At 68.3% G+C, this 19622-nt stretch carries 15 protein-coding genes; 4 read left to right on the top strand and 11 right to left on the bottom strand.

Translation table 11 applies throughout. The annotated features are described in order from the left end of the window. Positions 1-313: 313 nt before the first annotated feature. Entirely contained in the window at positions 314-1243 is a 930-nt protein-coding gene (locus tag WI697_RS25080) for an SDR family NAD(P)-dependent oxidoreductase (protein ID WP_345960361.1), read from the bottom strand. A gap of 78 nt (positions 1244-1321) precedes the next feature. Between WI697_RS25080 and WI697_RS25075 the strand changes: the two genes are divergently transcribed. From WI697_RS25075 to WI697_RS25065, 3 genes are all read left to right on the top strand, one after another. Further along, positions 1322-1903 carry a TetR/AcrR family transcriptional regulator gene (locus WI697_RS25075; protein ID WP_345960360.1) on the top strand — a complete coding sequence of 194 codons (582 nt, stop codon included), beginning with the start codon at positions 1322-1324 and terminating at the stop codon, positions 1901-1903. Between the two features lie 583 nt (positions 1904-2486). Then, complete coding sequence (locus WI697_RS25070) at positions 2487-3062, top strand: TetR/AcrR family transcriptional regulator (protein WP_062767874.1); 576 nt, start codon at positions 2487-2489, stop codon at positions 3060-3062. A 4-nt stretch (positions 3063-3066) separates the two neighbouring features. Further along, entirely contained in the window at positions 3067-4041 is a 975-nt protein-coding gene (locus tag WI697_RS25065; protein WP_345960359.1) for an NAD-dependent epimerase/dehydratase family protein, read from the top strand. A 43-nt stretch (positions 4042-4084) separates the two neighbouring features. Here WI697_RS25065 and WI697_RS25060 read toward each other — a convergent pair whose 3' ends face one another. From WI697_RS25060 to WI697_RS25025, 8 genes are all read right to left on the bottom strand, one after another. Next, the gene (locus tag WI697_RS25060) at positions 4085-5263 is read right to left on the bottom strand and encodes a helix-turn-helix domain-containing protein (protein ID WP_345960358.1); all 1179 of its coding nucleotides are present in this window, start codon (positions 5261-5263) and stop codon (positions 4085-4087) included. 72 nt (positions 5264-5335) lie between these two features. Then, a complete protein-coding gene (locus WI697_RS25055) occupies positions 5336-7132 on the bottom strand; it encodes an autotransporter domain-containing protein (protein ID WP_345960357.1) in 1797 nt (598 codons plus the stop codon). 128 nt (positions 7133-7260) lie between these two features. Then, positions 7261-10128, bottom strand: a complete 2868-nt coding sequence (locus tag WI697_RS25050; RefSeq protein ID WP_345960356.1) for an ATP-binding cassette domain-containing protein — start codon at positions 10126-10128, stop codon at positions 7261-7263. A 5-nt stretch (positions 10129-10133) separates the two neighbouring features. Next, positions 10134-12284, bottom strand: coding sequence for a cysteine peptidase family C39 domain-containing protein (locus tag WI697_RS25045; protein ID WP_345960355.1), 2151 nt, complete (start codon positions 12282-12284; stop codon positions 10134-10136). Then, a complete protein-coding gene (locus WI697_RS25040) occupies positions 12285-13574 on the bottom strand; it encodes an NHLP bacteriocin system secretion protein (protein ID WP_345960354.1) in 1290 nt (429 codons plus the stop codon). It abuts the gene before it with no gap. Between the two features lie 44 nt (positions 13575-13618). Continuing rightward, positions 13619-14197, bottom strand: coding sequence for a hypothetical protein (locus WI697_RS25035; RefSeq protein ID WP_345960353.1), 579 nt, complete (start codon positions 14195-14197; stop codon positions 13619-13621). A 245-nt stretch (positions 14198-14442) separates the two neighbouring features. Next, a complete protein-coding gene (locus tag WI697_RS25030) occupies positions 14443-16656 on the bottom strand; it encodes a copper-transporting P-type ATPase (RefSeq protein ID WP_345960352.1) in 2214 nt (737 codons plus the stop codon). 86 nt (positions 16657-16742) lie between these two features. Continuing rightward, positions 16743-17102, bottom strand: coding sequence for a hypothetical protein (locus tag WI697_RS25025; RefSeq protein WP_345960351.1), 360 nt, complete (start codon positions 17100-17102; stop codon positions 16743-16745). A gap of 207 nt (positions 17103-17309) precedes the next feature. Between WI697_RS25025 and WI697_RS25020 the strand changes: the two genes are divergently transcribed. Next, a complete protein-coding gene (locus WI697_RS25020; RefSeq protein ID WP_062767854.1) occupies positions 17310-18161 on the top strand; it encodes an isocitrate lyase/PEP mutase family protein in 852 nt (283 codons plus the stop codon). Between the two features lie 13 nt (positions 18162-18174). Here the strand turns inward: WI697_RS25020 and WI697_RS25015 are convergent, their stop codons facing one another. Both WI697_RS25015 and WI697_RS25010 read right to left on the bottom strand, forming a co-directional pair. Beyond that, on the bottom strand, positions 18175-18642 hold the full coding sequence (locus WI697_RS25015) for a YbhB/YbcL family Raf kinase inhibitor-like protein (RefSeq protein WP_345960350.1): 468 nt from the start codon (positions 18640-18642) through the stop codon (positions 18175-18177). A gap of 105 nt (positions 18643-18747) precedes the next feature. Continuing rightward, positions 18748-19515, bottom strand: a complete 768-nt coding sequence (locus tag WI697_RS25010; protein ID WP_296712073.1) for an AraC family transcriptional regulator — start codon at positions 19513-19515, stop codon at positions 18748-18750. Positions 19516-19622: the final 107 nt, after the last annotated feature.

Raw genomic sequence — 19622 nt, 5'->3', positions numbered from 1 at the left:
GCAGGTCGACGGAAAGAGCTTTCGCCATACAGGCTGGCCTCCTTCTCCAGCCTCTATCTTGAATCACAACTGACGGCTGAGGGGAATCCCCTGATTCCTATGCTGGGTAATTTGCTCTAAATCGTACTGCCTTGCGGGATCGCTCTGCGAGCACTTTGAGGATGAAGCAGCATCCAAGCATCTTACCCTACTCGGCCCTCAAGTTTAGATTATTCCTGAGAGCGGATATGAGGAGTTCTTGGCAGATCCAAGTTCTAAAATCTCCTTTTTACTTTCTTATTTGGTACATAGAGTTGCGCATGCCAAGACATATCTAATCTGTAACTTCTACGGGCAAGCCGGTCATTTTGGCGCTGGTGATCCAAAGTTCGCGGGCCTTGCCCTCATCATAGGAAGCATCTGACGAACGTACGGCCTTCCCGTTGGAGAAATAGCGTCCGCCCGGACTGGCATCGGGTCCGATCGTGATCTCAGCAACGCGCCTGGCCGACGTCTCGGGCAGATGAACGTTGCTGTTCACCAGTCGTAGAAACGGCAGCACATTGCGAGAGACCCATCGAAGCGGCCCGGGCCAGGATCGCGCCAATCCTGTCGCCGGCATCAGGCCGGGATCGATGACGTTGACCTTGATCGAAGACAGGCGAGGATCGTCTGACGCAGCGAGCCGGCGCGAAAGCTCATAGGTACAGTAGATGTTGCAGAGCTTGGAGGTCGTGTAGCGCCGCAAGCCTGCGTTCATGGACTTCTCGAAATCGTGCGCGACCCTTTCCGCGTTCTCATAAACGGGCTCGGGCATTCCGCTCCGTTCCTTGGGATCATGCGTCCCGCTTGAGACCAAGGTGATCCGGCTATCCTGCACCATGTCGGCAAGCAGAAGACGTGTCAGCAGATAGTGCCCGAGATGATTGACCGCGAAGGTCATCTCGTATCCTTCCACGGATTTGGTTGGCGCAGCGACATTTTGCATGCCCGCGTTGCAGACGAGGGATTTGAGGGGTGGGAGGCCCGCATTGTGCCAGGCCTCGACAAATTCCCGGATCGACCGCTGGCTCGCCAGATCGAGCGGCAAGAACGCGGCGTGAGCACCGAGCGCCGTCAAGCGGGCGACGGCTTCCTGTCCAGACTGCGGATTGCGACAGGCGACCACGACCATCACGGTCTCGTCGTTTGCGAAGACCTTGGCGGTCTCGAATCCGAGGCCGGCGTTGCCACCGGTGATAATGATGGAATGTGTGGGTGGCATCGGATACCTCTGCGCAAACTGTCAAGATGTACAACGTATATCTTTGCGCTCCGGCCGTCAAGGTGTACATTGAAAACCATGGCCTATCCCAGCAAAATCGATTCCCAGACCATCATGGACGCAGCGCTCGCACTGCTTGAGAGCGAGGGCGAGGATGCGCTGACCTTGCGGCGCTTGGCCAAGGAGGTCGGGGTTACCGCGAATGCCCTCTACCGATATTTCAGCAGCCGCGATGTGCTGATCGCGGCGGCAGCCGACGCCGTCGCGCAACGGCTCTATCTTGCGATCGAAGATGGGTTAGCCGAACTGCCAGACGATGCGGACGGCGAGACCGGCGTGCGCAAGCTGCTGAGGATCTATTCCAATTTTGCCGAGGCCAATCCGATCCTTTACCGGACCTTTCTAGGCGCCAAACGCGAGGCCGCTTCACAGCTGCCCCATCCGCGATACCATGAGTTGTTGTGGCCGAGGGTTGTTTCGATCATCGAGCCCCTTACCGGCGCCGACCATGCACCGGCCGCCGCCGTTACCCTTTGGGGACTGCTTCACGGAATTTGGTCTTTAAGACAAGCCGACGTGCTTGGCGGTAAAAAGCCATCCGAAATTGATGACTACGCTTTCGATGCGCTCATCATCGGCTTGAAAAGGCAAGCAGTATAATTCCAGAGAAAGGAGCGTTGTAGGATTGTTTTCATGGAATAAGCCTGCTCCAGCAGACCATGCAAGGCAAGAAATCAAGCTCTGCTTCCTACATATCGGCCGTTCGTGTAGGTGCCGGGTCATGCCAACGCTGACGGTACTTTTGGCTGTGATCCGGGTCCGTGGGGCGGAACAGGACCAGCGCGCAAAGAGCCGATAGTAGTCGATAGATGTCTTGCGGAGATTGGCCAAAATTCCTCAACGATATCAGAAATGTAGGCTTCTGACGGATACTGGGTCGGTAGTATTTGAGTAGAAAATATTTCTACAATAATTTCAGATATTTGGTATGGCCCCGAACACTCGAGTGGGAGTGAGGGGCCGCGGCCTCTGCCAGGAATCACGGCCCTCAGAACAACCTGCTCCTGAGTTTCGACCCGTTCCACCAGGGTGTGATCGTCGGCTTCATCGGGCCCACAGGCGAACGACCGTCGTCGCCGCTCTGTGCCAGCAAAGCCGCTCCCAAGGCCGATATAGCACTGCTATAGACTCGATCCTATAGCGGTGCTATAGTCCGAAAACGGTCAGGAGGGCGGCACCCGATATGGATACGAAGACGGCACTGGTGGCGGCGGCCCTGACGCTGATCGAGAAGGAGGGCGCGGCGGCTTTCTCGACGCGGGCGGTCTGCGACATCGCGAAGGTGACGGCGCCCACCCTTTATCATCATTTCCGGAGCGCCGACGGTCTGTTGAGCGCGGCGATCGCCGAAGCGTTCGAACAGTTCCTGTCATCGAAGAGGGCGGCCATCCGGTCGACGGATCCGGTTGCGGCGCTGATCGAAGGCTGGGACAACTATGTCGGATTCGCCGCGGCGCGCCCGCGCCTTTACGCGGCGATGATGGCGCGGTTCCTCTCGGGCGCCGATCTGCCGGCGGCGCGGGAAGGGCAGGCCATGCTGCGCCAGCGTATCGCGCAGATCGAGGCTGCCGGCCGGCTGGCGATCGCGCCCGAGGCGGCCGTTCAGGTCATCTGGGCCTCGGCGAATTCCGCCGCGCTGCTGTTCCTTGGCACCACGCTTCAGCCCGGCGTCGATATGGGCACCCCCGATCCCGTCACCATCGCCCGGCTGCGCGATGGCGCCGTGCAGGCGATCTGCACCCCGGCTCTCCCGGAGTAGACGCATGAAAATCTTTGTGACCGGCGGGTCCGGCTTTCTCGGCGCGCGCCTTATCCCCAGGCTGATGGCGGAAGGCCATGAGGTGCTGGCCATGGCCCGCTCTCCATCGGCCGATGGCAAGCTGCGGGCGCTTGGGGCGGTGCCGGTTCGCGGCGACATGAACAATCCCGGCGACATGGCGATGCCGGCGGTCGATGCGGTCATTCATCTGGCGGCTCACTTCCGCTTCGCCGGTCCGCGCGCGCCATATCTTCGCGTCAATGTGGACGGCACGAAAGCGCTGTTGAAGGCCGCACGGGCAGCGGGGGCGTCATCCTTCATCTATCTGACGGCGGCGGCCGTCATCATGGACGATCATGGCTCGCCGATCCGCAATGCCGACGAGCGGGCGCCGACCTTTCCGAAGAGTTTCTCCCCCTACATCGCCAGCAAGGCGACCAGCGAAGCCGGCGTTCTTGCCGCCAGCGGCTCGGGTCTGCGCACCATCGCCATTCGCCCGCCGGGCATCTGGGGGCCGGGCGACGCCTTCAGCCGAAACATCCCGCACGCGATCAGGTCGGGCCGGTTCGCTTTCATCGCGCGCGGCGACTATCCCTATTCCACCTGCCATGTCGACAATGTCGTCGAAGCGCTGATCTGCGCGCTCGACCGGGGCGAGGGCGGCCGGGCCTATTTCATCCGCGATCCCGAGAACACGACCTTCCGCGCCTTCATCGACGGGTTGGCGAAGCTGCAGGGGCTGTCGATCGACACGCTTCGTTCGGTTCCCTATGGGGCGGCCTTCTTCATGGGGCGCATGATGGAACTGGGCGCCCGCGTCAGGCGCTCGGATCAGGATCCCCCGCTGAGCCGAACGATGGTGCGCCTGATCGGCAGCCCGTTCACGATCGACGACAGCGCCGCGCGGCGGGATCTGGGCTATGTCGGCCGGGTCTCGCGTCTGGAGGGGCTGGCCTCTTACGGGGCGGGCCGGCCGTAGATGCCGATGTGGAAATCCGGCTCCGACGGGCGAACGACTGCGGTCAGCTGCCCGGCGGCGGCGCGTCCGACGGCTGCCTGACGGATGCGCGATAGGCCGATGGGGTCATCCCGGTTTCGCGCTTGAAGGCGGCATTGAAGACGGATTTGGAATTGAAACCGGCTTCGAGAAGCACATCCATCAGGCTGTCCTGCCGCGCCGGATCGCGCAGGATTTCCTGGGCCGCGGCCACGCGCAGGCGCGCGACGTAGTCGTGATAGCCGATGCCGAAGGCGGTGTTCAGGGTCTGGCTGACGTCGTTCGGGCTGGCGCCCACCGCTTCGGCGAGCCGCGAAAGGTTGAGCAGAGGGTCGCGATAGAGCCGGTCCTGCTCCATCACCCGGGTGATGGCGGCGGCGAGTTCCGACCGGTCGGCCTCGGGCAGGGCGGCGCGGCCGTATTTGGGGCGGGTGGGGGCCAGGATCGCCGCCAGCATCTCGCCCGGCGGCGGCAGCATGCGGTCGGGTTGTGCGAGGCCGAGCAGACCGAGGGCGTAGAGGGCCGCAACCTGCACCACCCCGGCCAGGGCGTCGAAGGGGGCGGTGTCGATGCCCGGCATCAGCCCCGCGACCAGGCTGCAGAGATAGGCGAGCCAGGACACACCGATCAGGACGAGCAGGCCGCGCAGCCAGACGAGCCGGCCGGCGAGCGGATCGCCCGGGCGGAGATCCCGGCTGCGGAACCTGACCTCGCGCAGGCTGAGGACCAGGGCGGCCGCGATCAGCATCGCCGACAGAAGATGCACCGTCACAAGCGACAGTGCGGCCGTAACGACCCCCGGATCCGACGCCCCGGCCCGGTCGCTCAGAATGGCGAGCCGGGTGGGGGCGGGCTGGATCAGGAACAGGAGGGCGGTAAGGCCGGCCGTGACGGTGGCTGTGATCCAGGGCCAGTCCCGCTGCTGCAGCCGCCAGGCAGGGTTGAAGATCGCCGCCACATGGCCCCTGAGACAGGGGCCGATGAGTGGAATGAGCAGCAGGCCGGCCCCGGCCAGGGCCGGCGCCTGATCCAGCCAGCCGAACCGCAGGGCGGCATCCTCCAGCCCCGACAGGGTGACGGCGCCGATCAGCGTGGCCAGAAACAGGGTCGATGCGCGGCGCAGATCACGGCGCACCACCAGCAGCCCGGCCAGGAGCAGCCCCTGGCCGAGCCCGATCAGAAGAAGAGCGGCAACGAGATCCAACCAGCGCCTCGACCTCAGGAGAGAGAGGCGGAGCGTTCCAGAAAACCCCCGATGCCGCAAGAGACCACCTCTTCAGAAGCGCCAGGCGACCCGCGCATAGGCGCTCCGGTCCTGGTCGGTGGTTGCACCCGCCGCGAGACGCAGCGTCGCGTTGGGGCCGAGGCCGATATCGACGCCTGCGCGAAGCTCGCCCGTTCCCTCGGGGCGGGCGAGCGGCCTGGCGATGTCTCTGGCCGAATTGTCGACCAGCCGGCCCCGGATATCCCCGTCGAAGCCGGAGAGCCTGTCTTCCCAGGCGAGACTCGCCCAGGGGGTAAGCCAGCCGGTGGCGACATAGCGCAGGTTGAGCCCGGCGCCGCCGAGAAGGCCCGAGGTCGAGACCTCGTCGAAGGCCATTTCAAGCCCTGTGCGGCCGTGTTCGGTGAAGGCGCCGATGCGGCTGTCGGACCAGCGCAGCCAGGCCGCCGGCTGAAGGGTGAGGGCACCTGCGGTGACGACATAGCCGGCCGAGATTTCGGCGAAGCGGCTGTCGATATCGGCCTTGTGATCGGCCCGCATCAGCGCCACCGGCATGGTGCGGAACCCCTTTGCCCGTCCGGTCAGCGTGCCGAGGCTTGCGCCCAGGCGAAACCGCCCGAGACGACGCTCGCCGGAGGCGACCACCGACCAGCCGCCGACATCCGAGGATCCGGGGCTGTCGGCAAGCCTGCCGTCATGGCGGGCGACATCCAGGCGCACGGTCCAGCCAGGACCGTCGGACCAGCCGAGGCCGAGTGCCGCCAGCCCGGCATCGTCGGTGCCCGCACCGCCATCGGCCGAAACGCTGAAGCCCGGGGCGGGTGCCGGGTCGGCCCAGGCGGCAAAGCGCTCGTCACGGGCCCTGGCTGCGATCTGGTCACCGGCGGTGCGGGCGAAGCTCGTCATCGATTGGGGAAGGGCGTGGGCGGTACCGGCCAGCTGGCCCAGAAGTGCCCGATAATAGTCGGCCTGCAGGCGCTGTCCCGCCTCGGTCAGATGCAGGCCGTCGAAGAACAGATAGGTGTTCTGAACCGCGCGATCGGTCGAGCAGAGGCTGCCCGATGCCTCGTCGTAGCACCCCTCGGTGACGTTGGTGAAGCCGAGGGCGGCGGCGTGGGCCAGCACATGGTCGAACAGGCGGCTGACCCTGACCGTGACGATGTCGGGCGCCCCCGGCCGGGCGCTCTGGTCGCTGAGGGCGGCCAGCTGATCGGCGCGGTGGCCGTCCAGCACGCCGTGCATGATCGCGTTGAACCGCTCCTGATCCTCGGGCGGGACCAGCCCGGCGAAGGCCGGGGCCAGATGAAAATCGGGCACGTCCTCGACCAGGATGCGGCGGGCCCCCAGATCGGCGAGCCGGTCGAGACCGGCCCCGATATTGCCGATCACCTCGGCCGAGGTCTCGGTGAGGTCGCGGCTGCCCAGATCGCGGATGAAATCATTGGTGCCGATGGCGACCACGAACAGATCGCCGGGCCGGCCCCGCAGGCCACGCCCGGCAAAGGCGTCGATCTGGGCGCCGAAGCCGGTGCCGGTGACCGGACCTGCAATGTTGTCGTCGCCCGATGTGGCACCGGAAAAGGCGAAGTTCACCTCTCGCGACCCGGCCGCCGCACCGGCCGAGGGCGCGATCCCCGGCACAAGATGCTCGATCCACACCGGACCGTTCGATTCGCGGCTGAAGCCGTCGGGGGCGTAATAGGGCGATCCGGTGCGGTCGAAGCCCGGCAGCACGTAGAGATTGCCCTGTTCGACCGAGCTGTCGCCGAAGACGAAGCTGCCGGCCAGGGCGGGCCCGGCCAGAAAAAGGGAGAGAAGGCCGGCTGCGGCCGGCAGGGATGAGGCAGGCATGGCAGGTTCCCGAGTGGCGCCACCCGATGCGGTGGCTGCCCCTCTTCCTGCCCGAGCCGCCCGGAAACCGTCGTCCGGGCGGGCAAAACCGGACGTCCTGTCTGTCAGACCGGACGTCGCACGCGGCCTCAGCCGCCCATCAGCGCCGCAAACCGCCCCTTGCGCTTCACCAGCTCGTCATGCGTGCCGGCCTCGACGATCCGCCCGCCCTCCAGCACCAGGATCAGCCCGGCCCGGCGGATGGTCGACAGGCGATGGGCGATCACGATGCGGGTGGCGGGCAGGGCCTGGATGGTCTGCATCACCCGCGCCTGGGTGGGGCCGTCGAGGGCGCTGGTCGGTTCGTCCAGCACCAGGACCGGCGGCCGCTGGACCAGGGCACGCGCCAGCGCCAGGCGCTGAAGCTGCCCGCCCGAGAGCATGCGGGTCGCATCAGGCAGCATGGTGTGGAGCCCCATGGGCATGGCCGCGACATCCTGGTCCAGGGCGGCGGCGGCCAGGGCGGCCCGCACCTCGTCGGGGCCGGCGTCGCTGATGCCGCGGACGATGTCGAGGATGGACCCCGGAGGCAGGGCCTCGTCCTGGAGCACCGTGCCGATCTGGCGCCTGAGGGCGGTGGGATGCAGGGTGCAGAGATCGTGGCCGTCGACATAGATCGCCCCCGCCCCGGGGGCCTCCAGCCCCAGCAGCAGCCGGACCAGGGTGGATTTGCCGCTGCCGGAGGGGCCGACGATCGCGACCATCTGCCCGGGGGTAACCCGGAACGAGATGTCGGACAGCACCGGCGGCCCGTTTTCATAGGCAAAACCCACGGCGGCGAAGCTGATCTCGCCCGAAAGCGGCCCCGGATCGGTCAGGCCCGTCGAGGGCGGCGGCACCCGTTCCAGCAGCGGGCGGGCGAACTGCCAGCCGGGCAGCATCATCCAGGCACCCAGCAGCGCCCGCAGGAATTGCGACAGCCCGCCCGCCATCAGGCCGAAGGCGGTGGCGATGGCGGCAATGGCGGCGATGGACAGGGCCGGCGCGCCCTCGGTCGTCTCGGCCAGCCCCTGCATCACCGCGAACAGCGCCGCCGTGGCGAGGATCGGGAAGGCCGCCTGCCAGCTTTCGAACAGATTGCCGATCCGTCGCGCCCGGACCGAGCGGTCGCGCATGGCGGCAAAACGATCGGCCCAGCGCAGCACGGCCCGGTCTTCCGCCGCGGCGCTGCGCAGCTTGACCATGGCGTTGATCATCTGCAGCAGCTGGGCGTCCGCGGTGCCGATCAACTCCTCGCCATTGCGATAGGCACGCGCCTGGGCATGGCCGGCGACAAGGCCGATCAGAAGGTGCACCCCCGCCAGACCGGCGGCGAGCCCGGCCAGAAGCGGGCTGTGCCAGGCGATGACGGCGAGCGACGAGATCAGCATGCCGAGTGTGCTGCCGCTCAGATAGAGCATCTGCCGGAAGCCCGAAATGCTGCCGAGCCCTGCCCCGAGCTGGGCCGCGAGGAAGGCGGCCGGGCGCGATCTCAGGAATGGCAGGGGCAGGGCGATGATCCGCGCCCAGGCACGATCGAACAGCCCGGCATCGCCGCGCATGGCGACCCGTTCCCGCGCCGCCTCGGTGGCGACCTGGATGAGGTAGCCGGCGCCGGCGACCAGCAGCATCAGCAGCCCGATCTGAACCAGCGCCCCGCGCAGCGCCCCCGGCACCAGCAGCCCGAAGACCAGGCCCGTGACGATCGGCAGGATCTGGCCGATCAGGCTGCCGATCAGGGTCGCAGCCAGGAAGACCAGACTGTCGGGCCCGGCCCTGGTCAGGCCGGCGGCCATCATGGCGGCCAGCCCGGTCTGCCGGGGCAGGGGCCGGAAGATCTGGAAGGCCGCGGGCGCGATGTCGGCGGCAGATGCAGCCGTGACCCGTCGTCGGGCGGCGTGGCGGTCGATCATGTCGTAATGCCCGCCCCGCCAGACCAGCCCGACCGGCCGGCCCTGATGGCGGGCCAGCAGCAGGCCCGCCTCCTGCCGCCACCACCTGTCGGGCAGCTCTATCTGGCGGAGCAGCAGGCCCGAGGCGCGGGCGATCTCGTCCAGCCCGGGCAGCCGGTCCATCTGCGCGCGCCGGGCCGTGGCCGGCCGCCGGACCGCCACGCCCAGTTCGCGGCCGAGCAGGCGCAGCACGTCGAGCAGACCGTCGCCACCATCGGCTTCGGCGAGCGGCGGTACCCGGTTGCCGAGCAGCCCGGCGAAGCGCGCCAGGGTCTGGCGATGGTCCTGGGCCGCCGCATGATCGCGGGCGCGGATCCGGTTCAGCTCGTCGGCCTCGGCCAGTCCGCGCAGGACCGGCAGCAATTCCGCCACCGCCGCCCCCCAGGCGGCGAGCGCATCCGGCCAGTCCGGCCGGGCCAGGCCGTCGGCAAAGGGCAGCAGGTCGATATGCGCGGCATCGTCGAGCGTCAGCCAGCTGCCCGCGGGCAGGGGGACGAGCCCCGAAACCGGCTCCAGGCCGCAGAACCGGGCCCAGGCCCCGGCCGGCAGCTGCACCCAGGTGATGCCGGCGGTGGCGCCGATCACCGATCCGGCACCGAGCCGGACAGCCGTCGCCCGCTGGCCGGTGGTGACCAGATCCGGCACCGGTCGGGGCTCGATCATCCGGCCGAGCCCGCCGCCCAGAGCGGTCAGCCAGCCGGCGATGCCGGCGGTGAAGTCGGGCAGGCCGGCACTGTTGCGCCAGAGCGCGTCGGGGATCTGCCAGATCAGCGTGACGGCGTCGCCGACCGCGATCAGATGCTCGGCCCCGAGCAGGGATGGCGCCGCGCCGAACAGCAGGCCGCCGCTTTCGATCCGGCCGACCGCCATGCGGGCCGTCGGGCGTTCCGATGACAGGGCGAAGAGGTCGACCGGCCCGCCCATGACCAGATAGCAGCTGCCCGGCCGGTCCAGCACCAGGGGGCGTTCGGTCACGGGGCGCGGCGGCGGCGGCGGCAGTGGTTGCGTGGCGGCGGGCCGATCCATCCGGCTCACCCCTCGGCCATCAGCTGCAGGAAGGGGCCGGGGCGGGAGAGCAGGGCCTCGGGCGTGCCCTCCTGCACGATGGCGCCCCGGTCCATCACGATCACGCGGTCGCAGTCACGGATGGCGCTGAAGCGGTGGGCGACGATGATCATGGTCGCGCCCAGCCGGCGCAGACCGGCATGCAGCTTCGTCTCGGTTTCGTTGTCGAGAAAGGCTGTGGCCTCGTCGAGGATCAGAATGCGCGGCTCGCGGACCAGGGCACGGGCGATCTCGATCCGGGCACGCTGGCCGCCGGACAGATCGGTGCCGCCCTCGGCGAGATGGCCGCCATAGCCGCCGGGGCGGCGCAGGATGACGTCGTGGATCAGCGCCATGCGGGCAGCCTCGACGATCCGCTCGTCGGGCAGGGACGGGTCCCAGAGCGCGATGTTGTCGCGGATGCTGCCCTCCAGGATCGCGGCACGCTGATCGACATAGGCGAGCGACTGGCGCAGCCGCGCCCGCGGGATCGCGGTCATCGCCGTACCGTCGATCAGGATCTCGCCCGCCGCCGGCGGATGAATGCCGGCGATCAGCGCCGCCAGGGTCGACTTGCCCGAACCGGAGGCCCCGACGATGCCCAGCCGTTCGCCGGGGTTGAGCGAGAGGTTGAGATCCCGGATCAGCGGCGCCGCGGCCGGGCCATAGCCGGCGCTGACATCCCGAAGCTCGATGGCACCGATCAGGCGGCCGGAGGTCGTGTCGGGGCTGTCGGGCGTCGGGGCGAATTCGGGCGCCGTGGGGTGGCGCAATGTGTCGTCCAGAACCTGGATATAGGCCTGACCATCCTGGATCCGGACACCGAGCTGGACCAGCTGGGCCATCGGCGCCAGGAAGCCCGCCATCAGGGCCTGAAAGGCGATCAGCATGCCGAGGGTCAACTCGCCGCGGATCACCATGTCGGCCCCGATCACCAGCACCAGCCCGCCCAGTGCGAGACTGGTGAGGCCGGGCAGGGCGGTCAGCCGCATGCGCCGCCGGGCCAGCCCCTGGCGGAGGTTCAGCACCCGGGCAGACATGGCCGACAGCCGCGCGCGGAACAGATCCTCGAGCCCCGCGGCCTTGTAGGCCTCGATCATGCCGAGCCCCTGCCTGGCGAAGCCGGCCTGCATGGTGCCGGCGACCACCATCCGCCGGTTGTCGTCGGCGAGCGCGCGCGAGGATCGGGTGAGCAGGACGAGGTTGACCGCAGCCCCCGCCGCGACCAGCAGGCCGAGCCCGGGGGCATAGAACATCATGGCGGCCAGATAGGCGGTCGCCGTCAGCAGGTTCAGCAGCACCGCACCGACATCGCCGGCGATCAGCTGGGCCAGCCGGTCGTTCAGCATCACCCGGCTCGCCACCTCGCCCGGATGGCGCTGGGCGAAATAGAGCAGGGGCAGGCGGACGACATGGCCGACGAAACCGGCCGCACCCTGAAGCGCCAGCCGGGTTTCAAGCCGCAGCAGGGCCTCGCGCTGCAGGAAGGTGAGTGCGGCCATCAGCACCGCCGCCAGCCCCATGCCCAGGATCAGCGGCCAGAGCCAGGTTGCGAAACGGTTGACCAGAATCTGGTCGATGAAGATCTGGGCGAAGACCGGCACCAGCAGCCCCGGCACCACCAGGGCGAGCGAGACCATCAGGATGAAGCCGAAGGCATCGCCGGCACCGTGGAGCCGCCGGGTGAGCCCGCGGACAAGCGAGGGGCGGCTGCCCCGGCGTCGGAAGCCGGGGCCGGGCTGCATGAACAGCACGATGCCGGTGAACATGCGGTCGAATTCGGCGACGCCCACCTCCCGCGGGCCGGTGGCGGGGTCGTTCAGCCGGACGCGGTCGCCGCTGAAGCCTTCCACCACCAGGAAGTGGTTCATGCCCCAATGGATGATCGCCGGCAGCTCGCGGGTGCGGAGATCGGCCGGTTCCAGCCGCTCGGCCTGGGCCTCCAGCCCCATCGCGCGGGCGGCGCGCAGGATGGCGAGTGCGGAACTGCCGTCGCGGGAGACATTGCAGGCCAGGCGCAGTTCTTCCAGCGTCACCCAGCAGCCATGATGCCCCAGAATGATGCCGAGCGCCGCCGCCCCGCATTCTGCGGCCTCCATCTGCAACAGGGTGGGGGTACGCCTCCGCCGGCCGGACATTCAGCGGCCGTCGCGCGGCACGTCCGGGCCGGCATACTGGAGCGCAGGGATGGCGAGGGCGAGCAGCGGCCCCGACCGGATGGTGAAGCGCAGCTCGGCCAGCGTTCCGGGCTCGATCCGGGGCGGATGGGCGCGGGGGGACGACCAGAGCGGGCGATCCGGCCGTGCCGGGTCGGGGTCGATCGCCACCGTCACCTCGAAGGGCGCGCCCATGCCGTCCTGGAAGGTCTGCACCAGCCGGTCGTTCTGCAGGGTCTTGAGCATGCCGGCACTGCTGGCGGGCACGTCGCTGACATGCACCACATGGCCGCGCAGAAAGCCGTGTTCCTCGCGCCGTGTGGTGGAGGGCGAAATCTCGACCGGCTGCCCCGCGCGGATCTTCTTGCCGTCGGCCGCGGTGACATAGGCGGTGACATAGGGCAGGGTGCCTCTGCCATCGGCCGGCTCCGCCTGCCGCTCCAGGGTCACCATGGCGGTGCCGGGCTGGACCATCTGGCCGATATTGACCTTGGCTTCGACCACCCGCCCGGCGAAGGGGGAGCGCACCGTGCTGGTGCGGGCCAGCTGCCGATCCAGGGCCGCCAGTTCCCGCTCGGCCTCGGCGAGCCGCCGCTCGGCTTCCAGCCGCGCCTTTTCGCGCTCGGTCGCCTGGAGGGCGGCTTCGGCCTGCATGGCGACCCGCTCGTCGCGGGCATCGGCGATGCTGCTTTCGACCGCCAGCACTTCCTGATCCACCTGCAACAGCCGGTCGCGGGTGACATTGCCGGTCTTGAGCAGGCGGCGAAGATTGGTCTGCTGGTCGCGGAGGGCGGCACCGCGCAGCTCCAGCGCCCGGATCCGCTCTGCCAGAGAGGCTTCGCGGGCGGCGCGCAGCCGGGCGCGATTGGCGTCGTCGGCCGCCTGGAAGCGGATCAGATCGTCGCGGAATCTGAGCGCATCGGCACGTTCGGCACGGGCGATATCGCGCTTCAGCTCCAGATCCGGCTGGGCGATACGGGCGACCACGGCCCCCTCCGCCACCGGCGTGCCCGGGGCGGCATCGAGTGCCAGCACCTGGCCGGCCGCGTCGGCCACCACGTCGATCATGCCGCCCGGGGCGAGCAGGATGCCCTGTCCCGTCACCGAGACCGGTACCCGGAAGAGGGCGCTCCACACCAGCGCCCCCAGGATCAGGGCAACCAGAAACAGGCCGCCCGCCCAGAGGCGCGGTCGCATGACGCCGAGCGCGTCGCGGTACTGATTTGAGGTCGCCGACGAGCTGACGGCAGCCGGGCGGAAGAGCGCGCTCACCCGTCAGGGCCCCCGCAGCGGATCGGCCGGCCGGTCGCGGCGTATCAACGCATATTGCCGATGATGTTGTTGAAATTGTTCTGCATGCTGTTCATGAACTGCTGCATCAGCGCCATCGCTTCGTTGCGCTTGTCGTTCATGGCCTGCAGGGCCGCCATCTCCATGTCCTGGACGGCCGTGACCGTGGTGATGCGGTCCTGCAGCAGGCCGGTGATCGCATCCATGTCCGCAGAATCGATGCTGCCGTCGTCGATCCGCTCCTGATCCAGGCCCAGATCGGCGGCGAGGGCGCCGAGCGTGGTCTCCTGGCCCATATGATGGACGAGCGTGTCGGTCGACAGCGGGCCCTGGTCCTCCAGCACGTCGCCCAAACCGTCCAGTTCCTGCAGAGTGCCGTTCATCTGGGCGAGCTGGGTGTTGCGCTCCTGGATTCCGTCCATCTGCTGCTGCAGGCTGGTGTCCAGCTGACCCTGCCTTTCCTGCTGAACCATGGCCAGGATCTGGTTCACATCCATATTGGACAGATCCATGGAGCTGAAATTCAGGCCGCCCGACGAGCCGCCCGTCACTTTCGCCAGATCCTCGTCCGCGACGATGGTCGACGGCTTGTTCTCTTGCGTCATGTCTGCCTCCCGGTCAGCACCCGATCTCGTCAGCACCCGATCTCGTGCGGTCACTATGCGGGACATGAGATGCGCCAGTCAATCCAGGGTAATGGAGCTGGTCAACGGCGGGTGACCGCGCCGGTGCGCAGACAACGCCGGAAGATATGGCAAGTATTAGTGTATGATTCTGCACCAGTACACATCCGGGTGTGGTTTGTGACCGCCGTCACGTCTCTCGATGTGGCGGCGGCCGAGCCGGGGTCTCAGACCTTCATTGATCTGAGCCGGAGTGCGTTGCCGATGACGCTCACCGACGACAGCGCCATGGCGGCGGCGGCGATGACGGGTGACAGCAGCAGGCCGAACACCGGATAGAGCACGCCCGCCGCCACCGGAATGCCGGCGGCGTTGTAGATGAAGGCGAAGACGAGGTTCTGACGGATATTCGTCATGGTGGCCTGGGACAGGCGGCGCGCCTTCACGATGCCGGTGAGATCGCCCTTGAGCAGGGTGATGCCGGCACTTTCGATCGCAACATCGGTGCCCGACCCCATGGCGATGCCGACATCGGCGGCGGCGAGCGCCGGGGCGTCGTTGACGCCGTCGCCGGCCATCGCCACCACCCGGCCCTCGGCCTTCAGCCGCTGGACAATTTCGGCTTTGCGGTCCGGCAGGACGTCTGCCTCCACCTCGTCGATGCCGATACGCCGGGCGACGGCCTCGGCGGTGGTCCGGTTGTCACCGGTCAGCATGACGATGCGAATGCCGTCTGCATGGAGCGCCGTCAGCGCATCCGGCGTTGTCTGCTTGACGGGATCGGCGATGGCGAAGACACCGGCGGCGCGACCGTCCACACCGACATAGATCGCTGTCGCACCGTCATGGCGCAGGCTATCCGCCTGATCGGACAGGGAGGAGGTGTCGATGCCCTCTTCTCCCAGGAAGGCCGCATTTCCGAGCACGATCCGCCGTCCTTCGACGATCCCGCGGGCCCCCTTGCCGGTGGGCGACAAGAATGCCGTGACCTGGGGTGGCCGGATGTGTCTGGCCTCGGCTGCCGCCACGATCGCCTGTGCCAGCGGATGTTCCGAGGCGGCCTCGACGGCAGCCGCAAGGCGCAGAATATCGGCCTCGTCATGGTCCGGTGCGGCGGCGATATGCGTCACCGCCGGACGGCCTTCGGTCAATGTGCCGGTCTTGTCGACCACCAGGGTGTCAACCTTCTCCATCCGTTCCAGCGCTTCGGCGTTCTTGATCAGCACGCCGGCGGCGGCGCCCTTGCCGACACCCACCATGATGGACATGGGCGTGGCCAGACCAAGGGCACAGGGGCAGGCGATGATCAGAACCGAGACGGCGGCGATCAACCCGTGGGCCAGGCGCGGTGACGGACCCCAAAGCCCCCAGGCGGCGAAGGCGAGCAGCGCCATCACGATGACGATGGGGACGAACCAGCCCGACACCTGATCGGCCATGCGCTGGATGGGGGCCCGGGAGCGCTGGGCATCCGCCACCATCTGCACGATGCGTGCGAGCATCGTATCCCGGCCGACTTTTTCGGCGCGGATGACCAGAGCGCCCGTCTGGTTGAGCGTTCCGCCGACGACCCGGTCACCGGCGCTGCGGCCGACCGGCATCGATTCGCCGGTCACCATGGATTCGTCCACTGAGGAGCGGCCGTCTTCGACGATGCCGTCCACGGGTACGGTTTCACCCGGCCGCACCCGCAGACGGTCGCCGATGGCGACGTCTTCCACCGCAATATCGGCCTCGGCACCATCGGCCCCGATCCGCCGCGCCGTCTTTGGGGTGAGGTTCAGAAGGGCGCGGAGAGCGCCCGAGGTGCGCTCACGGGCGCGCAGTTCCAGCACCTGGCCCAGCAGGACCAGGACGGTGATCACCGCCGCCGCTTCGAAATAGACCGCGACGGTGCCGTCGGCGCCGCGAAACGCCTCGGGAAAAACGCCCGGTGCCAGGGTGGCGACGACGCTGTAGGTCCAGGCCACCCCCGTTCCCATGGCGATCAGGGTGAACATGTTGAGGCTGCGATTGACGATCGAGGACCAGCCACGACGGAAGAACGGCCAGCCCGCCCACAGCACCACCGGGGTGGCCAGGATGAACTGGATCCAGACCGACACCCCGGCCGGGACCAGGCGATGCAGGGCGGGCACGAGATGGGCCCCCATTTCCAGCAGGAAGACCGGGATCGCCAGCAGCAGACCGAACCGGAAACGTCGGGTCATATCGGCCAGTTCGGGGCTGGGGCCGCTTTCGGCGGTGACCATCAGCGGTTCCAGCGCCATCCCGCAGATCGGGCAGCTGCCGGGGCCGTCTTTGCGGATCTCGGGATGCATGGGGCAGGTCCAGACGGTGCCGGGCGGGGCGTCGATCGCCCCGGCCTTTCCGGCCGCGTGCATGTGCCCGTGCAGATGATGGTGGGAATGATCGTGATGCGATTGATGGTGATCGGACATGATGACGATGGCCCCCTTTCGTGTTCCGGGCGCAAAACCGGCGGTATGACGGGATGGACGATGCCCGCAGGGGCGTCGTCTTTCGGTCAGGCCAGAGGTCGCGGCGGACCGGGGGGCGGAGAAAGTGCGATGCCGTCCGGTAAGGGGTCGCTGCGCGCGGGCAGGAGAATGGCCGCAACGGTGCGGATCATGCCGCCGTCGAGGCCCGGCGGCGTCGGGCAGCCCAGGCGACAGGTGCCCAGGCGACAAATGGATGTGAGGCAGGGCTGCGCGTGCGGGGAGGTCTGGCCATCCATGATCGACGGTCTGCCGGAGAGGTGGTCGGGGCCCCCGATGATCGGATGTTCCCCCGCGGCCGGCGGCAGGCCGTGATCGCAGCACGCGGCCAGCGGTCCGGTGATCGAGGCCAGCAGAAACACGAGCACCAGAAGGCTCTGAACCAGCATGCCGGCCCGGGCGTGTCGGCGAGGGCGGTCCGTCACGGGTGCGGTCCCTTCAGATGCAGGACGCCGGCGGATCCGCCGGACATTGCATATGCGTTGACCATTTCGCCCTGAGGCGGCGGTGTCAAGTTGGGGCGGATGATTTGTTCTTGATATGTTCGGATCCGGCTGAGAGGATGAAGGCCCCCGATATGATGATGGAGGTCTCCGATGACCCTCCCGGCAGCTGATCCCGGCCGCGTCTTCCGCAGGCTCCACGAGGCGCCCGGCGCCTTCATCCTGCCCAATCCCTGGGATGCGGGCACCGCGCGGATCCTGGCGGCGATGGGCTTCCCGGCCCTTGCGACCACCAGCGCCGGCATGGCCTTTTCCGCCGGCCAGCCGGAAGGCGTGGCCGGGCGCGCGCAGGTTCTGGCGCATTGCCGGTCGATCGTCGACGCGACGGCGCTGCCGGTCTCGGCCGATCTGGAGAAGGGGTTCGGCGATGATCCGGACAGCGCTGCCGAAACCGTCCGGGCCGCGGCGGCGGCCGGGCTTGCCGGCTGCTCGCTGGAAGATCACACCGGCGACAGGTCGCAGCCGATCTATGACCATGGGCTCGCGGTCGAGCGCATTGCCGCTGCGGCAGAGGCCGCCCGCGGGCTGGATCGGGATTTCGTGCTGACGGCGCGGGCCGAGAATTTCATGTGGGGTCGCCCGGATCCGGACGACACCATCCGCCGCCTTCAGGCCTTCGAAGCGGCCGGTGCCGACGTCCTCTATGCGCCGGGCCTGCCGGATCTGGAGGCGGTGCGCAGGGTCTGTGCCGCCGTGAGCCGGCCGGTCAATGTGGTGATCGGCATCGCGGGCATGGCGGCTTCGGCCGATGAACTGGCCGCGGCAGGCGTGAAGCGGATCAGCCTGGGGTCGACCCTCGCCCGGCTCGCCTTCGGTGCCTTCGTCCGGGCCGCGCGCGAGATGCGCCGCGACGGCAGTTTCGGCTTTGCCGGCCAGGCCATGCCTTTCGCGGAGCTGGAAGGCTTCTTCCGCGATCCGCCCGACGCGTCGGCCCGGCCGGCATAGAGACCGGCCCGGGTCAGCCGCGGCCGCGTTCATACAGCCCGACCAGCCCGGCTTCGGCGAGCATATGCGGCCGGGCGGCGGCCCAGATTTCGCCGACGCGGCGGCCCGGGTCGACCTCCAGATGGTCGATGTCGAGTGCGGCCAGACGGAAGTGATAGTGATGGGGACCATGGCCTTCGGGCGGCTCAGGACCGTCATAGGCCGCTGAACCGAAATCATTGGTGCCGTGGCGGACGCCGCTGCCGGGACGGCCGGCCCCTTCCTCCAGCCCTGTCCGATCGGCGGGCAGGTCGAACACGGCCCAGTGGCGGAAGGTGCCGCCGGGGGCATCGGGGTCTTTGACGATCAGCAGGAAGCTTCGGGTGCCCTCGGGCGGGTCCTGCCAGTCGAGGGGTGGCGACAGATTGTCGCCCGTCCGGGTGAAACGGTCGGGAATGCGTTCGCCGTCGGCGAAAGCGGGGCTCCGGAGTGTGAGCGGCATGGATCCGGTCTCCTGATCGGCGGGCGATGCGCCCATTGCCGTCCGAACCCCTGCCGGGGCGGCGTGTTCCGATCCCGGCCGGCGGCCCCCTCGGACATGGTTGCGTCAGACATTGCCCGCCAGGGCCGAGGGCGGCCGGCCCAGCAGGCGCCGGACCATGGTCGAGAAGGCGGCCGGGCTGTCATAGCCCAGATCCAGCGCCACGGTGGTGACCGGCTGGCCGGCGGCGAGCCTGGAGAGGGCCGCCATCAGACAGGCCTGGCGACGCCAGGCCCCGAAGGAGAGGCCGGTCTGGCTGCGGAAGAAGCGGGTGAAACTGCGCGGGCTCATCGCCAGCCGGCGGGCGATGTCGTCGGGGCGGATGCGGATATCGGGGGCGCGCAGGATCTCGCGGCAGAGCGCGCCGAGGCGCGGATCCGGCGGCAGCGGCGCGAAGACCGGCAGCACCGGGGCGGCGGCAAGCTCGTGCAGGATCAGCCCGATCAACGCCCCGTCGCGGCCCGCCTGATCATAGAGGGCGGGCAGTTCCGCGGCAGAGAGCAGCAGCTGGTGGAGCAGGGGCGAGACGGTCAGCACCTCGCAGATCGCCGCCGGACGCGGCGCTGCCGCCGGTTCGATGTACAGGCTGCGGGTCGCGACCCCCACCATCCGCACCGCATGGCGGGCGCCGGCGGGAACCCAGACCCCGGCATGCGGCGGCACCACCCAGGCACCATCGGCGGTCTCCACCTCCATCAGCCCGGTCATGCCGTAGAGAAACTGCGCGCGGCGATGGGTGTGGGGCGGCAGCTGCGCCCCGTGCGGATAGTCGGTGCCGATCGCCAGCACCGGACGCGGGGTGGCGTCGACCGTGTCGAGGGCGATGTTGCGCAAGGGAGGGCAATCTTCCGGAATGTGGCCTGAACGCGAAGATGATCGGCTGATCTTCGAAAGCCGGCAAGGCCTGCCGACGCCATGATGGCCCGGACGCTGCCCCATCA

Origin of the sequence: Tistrella mobilis (genome assembly GCF_039634785.1) — a bacterium.
Lineage (GTDB): Bacteria > Pseudomonadota > Alphaproteobacteria > Tistrellales > Tistrellaceae > Tistrella > Tistrella mobilis.
This window is presented reverse-complemented; position numbering and strand designations above follow the sequence as displayed.